9 protein-coding genes are annotated in these 12,779 nt (G+C 67.9%); 5 read left to right on the top strand and 4 right to left on the bottom strand.

The window, feature by feature from the left end:
* Positions 1–9: 9 nt before the first annotated feature.
* A complete protein-coding gene (gene phnC, locus QZT59_RS01105) occupies positions 10–777 on the top strand; it encodes a phosphonate ABC transporter ATP-binding protein (protein ID WP_290810195.1) in 768 nt (255 codons plus the stop codon).
* Positions 774–1,661: a phosphonate ABC transporter, permease protein PhnE gene (gene phnE / locus QZT59_RS01100; RefSeq protein WP_290810193.1), complete on the top strand. Its 888-nt coding sequence runs from the start codon at positions 774–776 to the stop codon at positions 1,659–1,661. Before phnC ends, phnE begins: the two co-directional genes overlap by 4 nt.
* Positions 1,662–1,822: 161 nt before the next feature.
* On the opposite strand, the gene QZT59_RS01095 is transcribed toward phnE, so the two are convergent.
* A complete protein-coding gene (locus QZT59_RS01095) occupies positions 1,823–2,602 on the bottom strand; it encodes an N-acyl homoserine lactonase family protein (protein ID WP_290810192.1) in 780 nt (259 codons plus the stop codon).
* Between the two features lie 263 nt (positions 2,603–2,865).
* On the opposite strand from QZT59_RS01095, the gene QZT59_RS01090 reads away from it, so the two are divergent.
* Positions 2,866–3,996, top strand: coding sequence for a Xaa-Pro peptidase family protein (locus QZT59_RS01090; RefSeq protein WP_290810191.1), 1,131 nt, complete (start codon positions 2,866–2,868; stop codon positions 3,994–3,996).
* 169 nt (positions 3,997–4,165) lie between these two features.
* Here QZT59_RS01090 and QZT59_RS01085 read toward each other — a convergent pair whose 3' ends face one another.
* Entirely contained in the window at positions 4,166–4,591 is a 426-nt protein-coding gene (locus QZT59_RS01085) for a hypothetical protein (protein ID WP_290810190.1), read from the bottom strand.
* 142 nt (positions 4,592–4,733) lie between these two features.
* On the opposite strand from QZT59_RS01085, the gene QZT59_RS01080 reads away from it, so the two are divergent.
* Both QZT59_RS01080 and mptA read left to right on the top strand, forming a co-directional pair.
* Positions 4,734–8,861, top strand: a complete 4,128-nt coding sequence (locus tag QZT59_RS01080) for a tetratricopeptide repeat protein (RefSeq protein ID WP_290810188.1) — start codon at positions 4,734–4,736, stop codon at positions 8,859–8,861.
* Between the two features lie 81 nt (positions 8,862–8,942).
* Positions 8,943–9,875, top strand: coding sequence for a GTP cyclohydrolase MptA (mptA, locus tag QZT59_RS01075; protein ID WP_290810186.1), 933 nt, complete (start codon positions 8,943–8,945; stop codon positions 9,873–9,875).
* Between the two features lie 147 nt (positions 9,876–10,022).
* Here the strand turns inward: mptA and QZT59_RS01070 are convergent, their stop codons facing one another.
* Together QZT59_RS01070 and QZT59_RS01065 are read right to left on the bottom strand one after the other, a co-directional pair.
* Positions 10,023–10,826 (bottom strand): helix-turn-helix domain-containing protein, encoded by an 804-nt coding sequence (locus QZT59_RS01070; protein WP_290810184.1) that lies wholly within the window; start codon positions 10,824–10,826, stop codon positions 10,023–10,025.
* A gap of 194 nt (positions 10,827–11,020) precedes the next feature.
* Positions 11,021–12,703, bottom strand: a complete 1,683-nt coding sequence (locus QZT59_RS01065; protein WP_290810182.1) for a DUF255 domain-containing protein — start codon at positions 12,701–12,703, stop codon at positions 11,021–11,023.
* Positions 12,704–12,779 lie beyond the last annotated feature (76 nt).

Raw genomic sequence — 12,779 nt, 5'->3', positions numbered from 1 at the left:
ATAATCACTATGTCCGCGATACGCGTAGAGAACCTGACGAAGCGATTCGGGGAGACCGTGGCGCTCGACGACGTGACGTTCGAGATCCCCGACGGCGAGTTCACCATCGTCCTCGGTACGTCCGGATCCGGGAAGTCGACGCTCCTTCGATGTCTCAACGGACTGACGTCGCCGACCGACGGACGGGTGTACGTCCAGGGAGAACCCGTCAGCTCGCCGAGACGAGACGTCGCGATGGTCTTTCAGCAACACAACATCATCGAGGGAATGAGCGCGTACTCGAACGCGCTAACCGGGTCGCTCGGTCGCACCGAATTTCTCAGGAGCGTGCTGCGGTTCAACGACCGCGAGGACAAGATCAAGGCCCTCGACGCCCTCGAGACGGTCGGTCTCCTCGACGAAGCCGAGCAACGGGCGGGCCGCATGAGCGGCGGTCAGCAACAGCGCGTGGGGGTCGCTCGCGCGCTCGTCCAGGAACCGAACATCCTGCTCGCGGACGAACCGGTGGCGAGTCTCGACCCGGCCAGTTCCCAGACCGTCATGGGCTACCTCCGGGGTGCGGCCGAAGAGCGCGGCCTGACGACGCTCATCAGTCTCCATCAGGTGAACCTCGCCCGTCAGTTCGGTCAGCGGTTTATCGGCCTCTCGGACGGCGAACTCGTCTTCGACGGCTACCGGGACGAGCTCACCTTCGACATCATCGACGAGTTGTACGGCGGACTCGACATGGAAAAGCTCCTCTCGGGGGAGCGAGACATCTCGGAGGTCGTCCAATGAGCGGCGTATCAGCCGTCGAGCGCCGACTCGAGGAGATTCGTCTCACCCGCCGGGTGCGGTGGGTGCTGTACGGCCTCCTCGGGGTCACGTTCGCGGGTACCTTCTACGGGTCGCTGTTGCTCCTCGACTTCTCGCTCGTGGACCTCTGGGAGGACACACCGAGGTTCCTCGGCACGCTCTCGTCGTACGCGCCGAACTGGGAGGTCATCCTTGAACGGAACCTCCCGCGAGAGGCCGTCGTCACCCTCGCAATCGGGTTCGCCGGAACCGTAATCGGCTTCCCGTTGGCGCTGTTGCTGGGCGTACTCGGCAGCGGTCGGGTCACGCCGTTCCCGTTCAACTTTATTTTCCGGTCGATCATGGGCACGTCCCGGGCGATTCCGGCACTCCTGTGGTTTCTCATCTTCATTCCGTTGGCCGGGTTGTCGCCGGTAACGGGGACGATCGCGATCGCCGTCAGCACCATCGGCAACCTCGGGCGGCTCTTTACCGACGAGCTCGAAGAGATCAAGGACGGCCCCATCGAGGCGATGCAGACGACCGGAGCCGGGAAGGCGCAGGTCGTCGTCTTCGGGATGTTGAGCCAAGTCCGAACGTCGTTCATCGCCTGGACGCTCTACATCTTCGAAATCAACGTTCGGGTGGCCGTCACGCTCGGACTGCTCAACGCGGGCGGAATCGGTGAGTTCATCCTGGTCCAGCAGAGCCTGCGAAACTTCGGCGACATGATGGCCGGCATCGTGGTCGTCTTGATACTGATCATCGGCGTCGAGATGATCAGTCAACGGCTGCGAACGTATCTCAGGGCGGAAGACGACGCGGACGGGCTCCTCCAGTTGCTCGTCGGCTTCCCCCGGCGGATGGCCGAGTCGGCGCTGAAGTGAGCGGCCCGGCTTTCCGTCGCTCATCGCGCGGGGCGACCGAGGAGGTGATCCGAACCGGCGATGGCGTCGAGAGACCGATCGAGGGCGGTCGGGACGCGTTTTCGATCGGTGACGCGCCGCGACCGGCGTGTACGCGACGGGGATCCAGGAGAACGCGGGTGTCAGCGTAATCGTTCCAGATCGTCCCGCTCGTGGTGGACGACGACCGTCGCGTCCCGTTCGCGCGCTTCGCACTCGATCGAGCGCAGCGAATCGATCGCCTCGGCGGCCGACCAGCTGAACGGGGCGACGAGTCCCCGCTCGTACCCGGCGCGCAAGTTGGCCACGTCGCCCGCGAGGATCACCGTCTCGTCGCCGAGATCGACGACGAGCGACTGGTGGCCGGGCGAGTGACCCGGCGTGGGGACGATCTCGACGCTCCCGTCGCCGAGGAGATCGGTTCGCCCGGACACTTCGGTGACGGTCGCGTCGGGGGCTCGCAGTGCGGCCAGATCGCCGTCGAGGTAGAACGGGTCCTGGGCGGGATCGGGCCACCACGCGTACCGGAGTTCGTCCACGTGGACGTGCACCTCGGCGTCGGGGAATCGATCGACGTTACCGGCGTGGTCGGTGTGCAGGTGCGACAGGACGACGTGTTCCACGTCCCCGGGTTCGAAGCCGAGATCAGCGAGCTGCTCGACGACGGGGGCCTCGAGTTCGAGCGTCTCGAGGAAATCCGCCATGTGGGCCGCGCCGTGGGGCCCGTATTCCCCCGGGTCGGCGACCAACTCGTGGCTGATCCCCGCGTCGAATAACACGGTTGCCTCCGGATGTTCGATCAGGAAGCACGGACACGACGCGGTGACGAGGTCGGCGTCCCCGAACTGCATCATCATCGACTCCGGGAAGGTCCAGTCGGCGGTGTTCAGCGCGTGGACGTCGGTCGCTGTAGCGGCAGGCATAGCCGTCGGACGTACACCGCTCGGCGGCTTAAACATTCCACACGGTTTGTAACGGGAAATTTGTACGTACGGTCTCGGCCACCGGCTCGTGCACCTTCAGGGTCACCGACGCGTGCCGCGCGTCGTCGCACGCGGCTACCAAGGCGCGTCGTGCGGTGGGCTCGGAGAGTCGCTTCCGGGGCGCCCCGACGCACTTGCGAGTCTCCGATCGTCGACCGAGCGGAGACGAAACCCCTTCGTGGCCGGCCACGAACGTGCTGGCGATGACGAACTCCGAGTACGACCTCCCCCACGAGGAGCGAACCCGACGATGCCGGCGGGCGCTCGCGGACGTCGACGCCGACTGCGTCGTCCTCTCGCCCGGCCCGAACATGACCTACCTCTCCGGGTTCACCGACGAACCGATGGAGCGCCACCTCCTCCTGTTCGTTCCGCGGGAGGGCGACCCGACCTTCCTGGCGCCGACCATGTACGACGAGCAGATACGCGCCGCGTCATGGGTTGACGACCGCCGACTCTGGGACGACGGCGAGGATCCGCAGGGCCACCTCGAAGCGATCGCGGACGCCCTCGACCTCCGGGGCGGACGCGTGCTCGTCGACGATCGGATGTGGGCGCTGTTCACGCAGGACCTCCGACGGACGCTGCCCGACGCGACGTTCGGACTCGCGAGCGAGGTGACGACCGAGTTACGGATCCGCAAGGACGGAACCGAGCTGGCCGCCATGCGCAGAGCCGGGGAGATAGCCGATGCGGTCAGTGCGGACGTGCGGGCGCTCGGCGACGAGGCGATCGGGATGACCGAACAGGAGTTGGCCCGCGAGATCGAGTCTCGGCTCGTCGCGGCCGGCGGCGAGGGACCCTCCTTCGAGGTGGTCGTCGGCTCGGGGCCGAACGGAGCGATGCCCCACCACCGTCACGGCGACCGCGAAATCGGCCCCGGCGATCCGGTCGTTCTCGACTTCGGCACCCGCGTCGCGGGCTATCCGAGCGACCAGACGCGAACCGTCGCGTTCGGCGACGCGGAGCCGCCGTCGGAATTCGAGGACGTCTTCGAGGTCGTTTGCGAGGCCCAGGAAGCGGGAATCGACGCCGCCGAACCGGGTGCGACGGCGGAAGCCGTCGACCGGGCGGCGCGGGCGGTGATCGACGATGCCGGATTCGGCGACGCCTTCGTCCACCGGACGGGCCACGGCGTCGGACTCGAAGTGCACGAACCGCCGTACGTCGTCGCGGGAAACGACCGGGAGCTCGAGCCGGGAATGGTGTTCAGCGTCGAACCCGGTATCTACCTCGAGGGGCGGTTCGGCGTTCGGATCGAGGACCTGGTGGTCGTCACGGCCTCCGGCTGCGAGCGCCTGAATCGGTCGCCGCGTCACCACCGGACCGGGTGAGCCGGGCCCGGGGTGTCGACGTCGCGACGCGTGGATATTCGGATCGGATCGACGAACCGGATCCCCGTTCGGTCGGCGGCCAGGCAGCCAGCGTCGCCGACGAGCCAGGGCGTCAGCGTGGACTCACGAATCCGATCCCGCTCGTCGCTTCGGAACTGGCGGCGACCGGTCAGGGACCGGCGTCGGTCTCTGTGCGAGACTCGGGTGCGTATTCGCGGAGCGTCCGGAGATACCGAGCGAACTGTCGTCGATGCTGGAGCGACCCCCCCTCGGTGCCAGCGGCGACGAGGTGTGCGAACGCCATCAGCACCAGGTCCGCTGGCTCGAACTCGAGCGGGGAGGAGTCGACGTGGCCCAGCGACCGGGCGAGGTCGACCTCGAGGTGACCGGCCTCGACGGCGATCTCGTGACTCGTCGACCGGTCGCCGGCCAGGGCGGCCACCGCGGCCCACGTCCGTTCGAGCTCGCGCGGCCCAACGCGAAGCTCGACGGTTTCGTCTCGATCGCCGTACGTGCGAAGAAATCCGGCGATCATATCGTCCTCGGCCGACGTCTCGACGTACGAACCGCGCGCCGGGAATGAGCGGAGCGTCATACTCGGTTCGAGAGACCGGATACCCGTTATCTCACCGTCTGACGACCTCCCTCAGGTGGTGAAGAAACTATCCACCATACTAATAGTATCAATGTGGGTGGCAGACCGTGAAGTAAAAATGGGTTGAACGCCGTCAGTCGGTATGGACGTGCCGGACCCGCCCGACGAGGTGGAAGTCGTCGTCAAGCGGATCGACTTCCTCGAGTGTCTGGCGGACGGACCGCTTCACAAACCGGACCTCGAGGACCGACTCGATCACTCGCGATCGACGGTCGACCGCGCGATCGGCGCCCTCGAGGAAGCCGGGTTCGTCGAGCGCGGTCCCGGGGGGTGGGTCCGGACCCAGTCCGGGCGGCTTGCCGCCGAGCGATATCGGCGATTCGTCGACCATCAGCGACAGATCCTCGAGGCCTCACCCGTTCTCGACGCCATTTCCGACGACGAATCGGTCCCGTCCGCGCTCCTCGATGAAGCCACGGTGGTCACCGAGGACGCGAAGACGCGCCTGGTCGAGACCGTCGCCGACGAACTCCGGCGAGCGAACCGGTATCGGCTCCTCCTTCCGGAGACCGTCGACGCGCGTCATCTGCGGACCTGGCACAAACGAACCAGCAGGGACGGGATCCGCGTCGACCTGGTGGGCGAGCCCGACGTCCTGTCAGCCATCAGTGAAGAGTTTCCGGAACTGTCCGCCGAGCTCGCCGACATCGACGCCGTCAGCGTGACCGGCGCAGCCGTTCCGGGATACGGCCTCTTGATACCGTCCCGGAACCACGAGGAGGAGCCCGAGCGAATAGACGACGGGGGGTCAGCCGGCACCTCGACCGTTCGGCGTTCCGAACGAGCGGAGACGCCGACGTGTGCGATACTCGTCGCGTTCGAGGGCGGTGAGCTGGCCGGGTTCGTCGCATCCGGTGCGGATGAGGCGATCGAGTGGGCGATCGAGCGGTTCGAGACAGTCCGCCGGAACGGCCGCGACGGTACCGCGACGCTTCGAAACGAACGCGCACGGGACGAGCTATCCTTCCTTTGGGACGACAGGCTCCCGGTCACGCTCCGGTCCCAGGGCTTCTCACAACTCGACGAGGACTACTTCGACAGTCGCGAATCGCTCGATCCCGTTACCGGCTGGCGCGCGGGACTCGGACTCGCGGAAGTCGCCGAGGGGTACGCCATCCACCGAACCGTTCCGCTCGAAAACGACGACGGCCACATCCAGCTAACCGAACACCTCCGAAACCGGTTGTCCGAGGCCGGGAACGTCGCGATCGTCGGGCCGCCAGGATCGGGCAAGAGTACCGTCTGCAAGCAGGTGGCCTGTGAGTGGCGAAATCGGACCGGCGGGACGGTCTACTACCGAGAGAGCGGCGTCGGGCGCCCGTTCGAAGCCGTCGCGCTCCTCGAGCGAGTGCTCGAACGATCCGCCGGGCCGACGCTCGTGGTCCTCGAGGACGCGGTCCGTCCGGCCGCCAACGACGTGTTCCGGGCGATCGACGCGTTCGCCGGACGCGACGACGTCTCGTTTTTGCTCGACGCCCGCAGCACCGAGTGGGGCGACCCGGACGGCTTCCCCGACGATCCCCGGCTCGAAGCCGTCCGTCACGAGGCGGTGGAGACGGTGACGATCCCGCCGGTCGACGGGCGAATCTGCGAGCGACTCGTCGAACACCTGGAGACGCTGACCGGCGAATCGGTACCGGTCGCCCCCGACGATCTGTTCGCGTCCATCCGCTCCGGAGCGGACGACGTCGCACCGGCCGGGACGATGCTGACGATCTGTCACCGGCTCTCCTTACACGCCGATCCGATCGGGGAGTTCCAGGACGACGGCGCCAGCGTTCTGGACGCCTCGGTCGACCGAGTGCGAGCGGAGCTGGCGTCCCTCGGCGACCGTGCGGTCGACGTGGGCGTGCTCGTGAACCTGTTGAACGTCGCCGGTCTCGGCGTCTATCCGGCCTACGTGTACGCCGTCGGCGTCGATCGGGGCTCCGACGCCGACGGCGCGGCCGACGTTCGCGAGGCGCTCGAACGGCTCGAAGGGAGCGTCCTCTTCGCGGGCGCCGACGGATCTCGCTACGACGCCGTTCACGAGACGTGGTCCGCGCGGTACCTCGAGCGGTTCCTCGAGGACGCCGGATCGGCGGCCGCGGAACGGCGCTTCGGGCGGTGCGTCTCCGCGCTGCTCTCGTTAGCGGACGAGCCGGAGCGTCGCGAACGCGTCTTCGATCACGTCGAACCGTCGGCCGTCCACGAGTCCCTCCGCGAGAACGCGTTTCGGTGGGCCGACGAGACGACCGTCCGCGTCTTCGACGCCGGGCGAACCTATCGGCGACTCCCCCCGCTGTACGGAACCACGGAGGGATCCCACATCGCGATCCCCGACGCCTGTTCGACGGAAACCGAGTTGCAGTGTATCGCCTGGCGGGGAGAGATGCACCTCTCCTCGGGTTCGCTCGAGGACGCAGAATCGGAGTTCGAGTTGCTCAAAACGCTGGTCGAGGAGCTCTCGGATGCGGACGCGCCGTCGAGGGCCACGCTCGTCGGATTTCGGGTCGACAGTCTACTCGGTCGGGCGCGGATCGCGATGGGTCGGGGCGAACTCGAGCGGGCGACCGAGCGGGCCCGGACGGCGCTCGATCGGGCCAGCGACGTCGGACGTCGCCGGGACGAGGCCAAAGCCCGGTACACGCTGGGCCTCGTCGCGAAGCGGGCGGACGATCCCGAAGCGGCGACGAACCATCTGTCGGCGTGCCTCGAGACGGTCGACGAGCTGTCCTGGTCCAGAATGCAAGCCGCCGTCCTCGTCGAACTCGGCCGGGTCGCCGAAATGCGCGGCCGCGAAGATCGCGCCTTCGAACGACTCCAGGCCGCGCTCGAACTGTACCGGTCCATCGGTGACCGCCGCGGCGAAGCCGACGCGCACCGGCTGCTGGGATCGGTGCTGACGGATCGAGGTGACTACGACGGGGCGCGCGAACACTACCACCGGGGGCTCGAACTGGCGGAAACGGTGGGCGACAGGGAGCTCGTGGCCAGTTCGTTGCGGTTCCTGGGTGCCCTGGCGACGAAGACGGGCGACCTCGAACTGGCCGATCGGTACGACGAACGGGGGCTGGCCGTCGCACGCGAAGCCGAGGCCACCGCCGAAGCCCAGCGGCTGCTCGTCCACCGCGGCGGGAACGCGATGTTCAGAGGAGAACTCGAAACCGCCGAGGAGCTGTTGTGCTGCGCCCTCGAGGACGCGCGAGAGCTCGGCAGCTCCCGGCGGGAGGCTCGCGTGTACGAGCGGTTATCGTACCTGCACTCGCTTCGGTACGAGCACGAGCGGTCGATCGAACTCGCCCGACGAGCCAGGGAGCTGGCGGCCGACGCGGAGCACAGGCGCCTGGAAGTGCGGACGATCCTGACCGGCTGCCGCGGACTGACGGCGATCGGGTCGGTGTCCGAGGCCGACGAGTGGCTCGCGGACGCGCAGGCGATCGTGAGCGAACTCGATCAGCCCGAAAAGGAGGCGGATCTCCTGATCTGGCGAGCCGAGACGGCGAAGTTGCTCGGCGATCTCGATCGGGCGGAGCGGTACGCCCGGCGATCGATCGAACTCCACGACGTCGTCGGACGGATCGAGGCGAACGGAAACGCCAGACTCGGTGAGATCGCGCTCGAACGCGGCGAGTACGACGCGGCCGCCGACCGTTTCGCGGACGCGATCGACGTCTACCGCGAACGCGGACTTCGACAGGGGGCGCTTCGGTACACCGTCTGGCTCGCGCGGGCCCAGCGGCGCGGCGGGGCCCGCGACGAAGCGGAGGCGTCCGTCGAGGACGTTCTCGAGACGGCTCGAGACGAGGACGACAGGTGGCTCGAGGGACGTGCCCTCGTCGAACGCGGCTGTCTCGCCCGCGACCGGGGGCGTCCGGCCGACGGTGCGGCGGACGTCGTTCGAGGCGTCGAGATCCTCCGATCGCTCGGAGTGCAGTTCGACGCGGCGCTGGCGCTGGCCGACCTGGGGCGGTTGGAACGGGAGCGAGGCGATCACGAGGCCGCGAGAGCGTTTCTCACCGACGCCACGGAACTGTTTCTGGAACTCGGGACCGACCACCGGTCCGAACGCGTCGCCGGCGAGCTGATCGACGTGTGCGAAGAGCTCGGCGAGACGGACGTCGCCGCCGAGTGGGCCGAGCGAGTTCGCGGACGGATCGGCGTAGGAAGCGTCGGGCGCGATCGATCGGCGAGCGAGGGCGGACCGTCCGTCGTCGGGGACGACGAGTAGCGGGCCGCGCGAGGTCGCGGTCGGCGGCGGGCGGTTCCCCTTTCGAAAGGCCTAATCGCGCGCGCTTGCAGTATGTCGACAATGAGTCAGCAACTGCCGGACGTACAGGCGTCGGCCCCCGACGTTACGGTCGGCCTGAGCCAGGTGGGCGTCACCGGGGTCGACAAGCTCGTGAAGATCGCCAGGGACGGCGCGCGGCCGATCATCTTGATGGCCGAGTTCGACGTCTTCGTCGACCTCCCGTCCTGGCGAAAGGGAGCCGACATGAGCCGAAACATGGAGGTCATCGACGAGATCCTCGAGGACGCCACGCGTGAAGAAGCTTACCGGCCGGAGGAGGTCTGCGGCGACGCGGCCGAACGGTTGCTCCAGAAGCACGACTACACCTCCCGGGCGGAGGTCTCGATGGAGGCCAAGTACATGCGACGGGAACGAACGCCGGAGACGGACCGGGAGACCCAGCACACCGTCGACATCATCGCGTCGGCGACGGCGACCGAGGAGGGCACTCGAGAGGAGATCGGCGCCCGCGTCGACGGTATGACCGTCTGTCCGTGTTCACAGGGCATGTCCGTCGCTCGAGCGAAACAGACCCTGGAAGACCTCGGAGTCGACGGGGAAACCATCACCGAGTTTCTCGCGGAGGTTCCCCAGCCCGGTCACTCCCAGCGCGGCCACGCGACGCTCACCGTCGAGGCGGGCGGCGATCCGGAGGTCGATCTCGACGACGTGATCGATATCGCCCGCGACGCGATGAGCGCGCGGATCTACAACCTGGCGAAGCGCCCGGACGAGGATCACATGACCTACCGCTCCCACGCCGACGCCAAGTTCGTCGAAGATTGCGTGCGCGCGATGGCCGAAGGGGTCGTCGACGAGTTCGATCACCTCCCGGACGACGCGGTCGTGACGATGAAGCAGTCGAACGACGAGTCGATCCACCAGCACAACGCCCACGCCGAGCGGATCGTGGACGTGCGGACGTTACGCGACGAAGTACGCGGCGAGGAGTGAATCGGCAGATCCGGGACCGTCCGAGACGCCGCCGCGATCGGGCCCCGCGAACGAGCTCGGTGCGCAGACTGAATCCGGCCGGCGAACTCGCTTTTCGAACGGGCTCAGCCGGCGAGCTCGCTTTTCGAACGGGCTCGGCCGGCGAGCTCAAAACTCGAGCGGCGTCGCTTCCCGCCAGCGCGGCACGTACTCCTCGTAGACCTCCGAGGCGAATTCGGGATCCTTGAGGTCGATCATCCCGAACGTCTCCCCCGAAGAGAGCGGGTTCGGCACCTGGATGCAGACCTCGACGCCGTCGATCAGGTTGAAGGATCCGGTGACGTCCTCGGACGTTCTGACGTCGAAATCGTCGCGGGACTGCAGCGTCCGGCGGTACCGTCTGCCGACGTTGGGCGAGAGCGCGTCGACGAGATCGCGCGTCATGAGGACGTTGACGGAAACGTCCCTGTCGAGGGCCTCCTCGAGGTGGTCGAGGACGTCCTCGCCGACCGTGCGGATGTCCATCTGAGGGGATGGGTCGGCGGCCACCATCACGATCGAGTCGTCGGCCGCGGTGAGCCGTTCGAGCAGGAGGTCGATCGTGTCGTCCGGACCGACCGCCGCCGTCCAGAACTTCTCCTCGACCGGTTCGGCGGCCACCAGCTCGTCGGAGAGGTCGTCGACGATGGACTCGTACTGGTCCGCCTTCTCCGCCAGCTCTCGGCGCTTGTCGTCGAGGAGTCGATCGAGTGCGGTCGACGGTTCGACCGCGACGTACTTCTTCGGCCGACTCGCGGTCTGACTCCGGACGAGGTTGTACTGCTCGATGCTGTTGAGCACGTCGTAGATTCGCCCCATCGGCACGTCGCTGGCACGGGACAACTCCTTGGCCGTTGTGGGCCCCGTGTCGAGCAGCGCGCGGTAGGCCCGCGCCTCGTACTCGGATAGTCCGAGGTCCCTGAGACTCGCCATACGCCGAACGAAACGGTCGGGAACCTTAAACGATTCGGTAGTTTGATAAGAATTTGAGACGTAGCGGCGACCACGCGGGCTCGCAGCTGTCGCCTCTCCGTTCGAGTGTGACCAGATTACCCGCGTCCCCCGGACCGGCGGGACGTCACTCGAAGACGTTTCCCACGCGTTCGCCACCCGCGACCGGCGGGACGTCACTCGAGGACGTCTCCCACGCGTTCGGCCACCTCGGCGGGCGTCTCGGCGGGGTGGGTGGTCCGCTCGCCGCGTTCGACGACCGCTTCGGTCTCGTCGACGCCGGCGGCCGCCGGAACGACGACTTTCTCGTGATCGGCGACGCGCAACGCCGCCCGGTGGATATCCGAGCCCGCGGGCCCGCCGACGCGGATCACCAGCGGATCCTCGAGGAGTCGACCGACCGTCGAGGCGTATCCCGCACCCTGTACGCCGAGGCGATCGCTTGCGCCGGCGAAGTCCGCGAGCGCCTCGCGAGCGACCGCGCGATAGGTCGAATCGTCGGTCAGGACGGCGAGGTCGATCAGCGCGTCCGCGAGTTCGACGTTCCCCTCCAGCGGCCGAAGCGGCCGCTCGACCAGTCCGACCCCGTCCGACGGGCCGTCGAGGAACGACCGACCGTCTTCGAGTCGGTCGATCGTCTCCCGGGCGACCGAGCGCGCGTCCGCGATGGCGTCTACGCCGAGGACGCTCCGTGCCGTCGTCAGCGCCCGTAGGACCCGGGCCTGATCGGATAGCAGACAGGTGGGGACGGCGTCACTCTCCGGATCGTCGTAGTGACGGACCGTCCCGTCTTCGAGAAGGGACTCGCGCACGTACGAGAGTGCCCGTTCGGCGTACCTCCGCGCGCGTACGTCGTCCGTGTACGCGGCGTAGGTCAGCAGGGCGTCGATCGCGAGCGCGTTGGCACCGGCGTACGCCGTCCGATCGATCGGGGGATCGTCCGCACCCTCCCGATCGCTCGGGTCGAGCGTGTACGTTTCCGGGTCTCCGGGTGCCTGACTCCCAGCGAACGCGCCGACCCCCTCGCCCATCCCCCCACCGGCCGCGTCGCCGTCCGCCGCCGACTCGGAGAGCCAGAGCGTCGTCGTCAGGTACTCGACGGACCGCGCGGCCGGCTCCCTGTACTCGCCGCGACCCGTGTGGAGATAGGCGTTCGCGAAGGCGCGAACGAGCGCGGCGTTCGAGTCGAGCAGCTTCTCTCGCTGGATTCCCGACCAGTCCCGTTCCGCGGCGAACCGGTAAAAGCCGCCCTCGTACTCGTCGAGGAGGTTCGCCCCGACCGCGTCGAAACAGCGCAACGCCATCTCCCGGTCGCGCTTCAGCGCGAACTCCAGGGCCGCCGGGTGCGGGAACTTGGGGCCGTCGCCCCAGCCGCCGGCCCGCTCGTCGTACGCCGCATCCAGTGCGGCGGCCATCCGACCGACGACCTCCTCCGTCAGGTCGCCGGCCGGCGGTTCGTCCGCGGAGAGCGCCCGCGGTAGCCGTCCCGCGTCGGCGCCCCGATCAGCCCAGCGTTCGCGCACGCTATCGAGCACCTGTCGCATCCCGTCCGGCCCGAGGTAACCGGCCCCGGTGAGCACCGAACCGTCCGGCGTCAGGAAGACGGTCGACGGGAACCCGCCCATGTTGTACCGGTCGCGCACGCGCGGGCGCTCGTCCACGTCGACGCGGACCGGCACGAAGTCGTCGTTCACGTTGGCCGCGATTCGCGGCTCGGCGTAGGTCTCCGCGTCCATCTCGCGACACGGGCGACACCAGGTGGCGGTGAGCGAGAGCAGGACCGGAACGTCGGCCTCGGCGGCCTCCGCGAACGCCTCCGATCCCCAGCGGCGCCACTCGACTCGCGTGCGGTCCTCCATGTTCGACGCGTGGCCCGTAGCCGGTGTAAGTCCATCGTTCGTCGCGGGATCCGTAGCGTTGCTCGGACCCGTCGCC

It is taken from the genome of Halovivax sp. (assembly GCA_007119345.1).
GTDB lineage: Archaea > Halobacteriota > Halobacteria > Halobacteriales > Natrialbaceae > Halovivax.
This window is presented reverse-complemented; position numbering and strand designations above follow the sequence as displayed.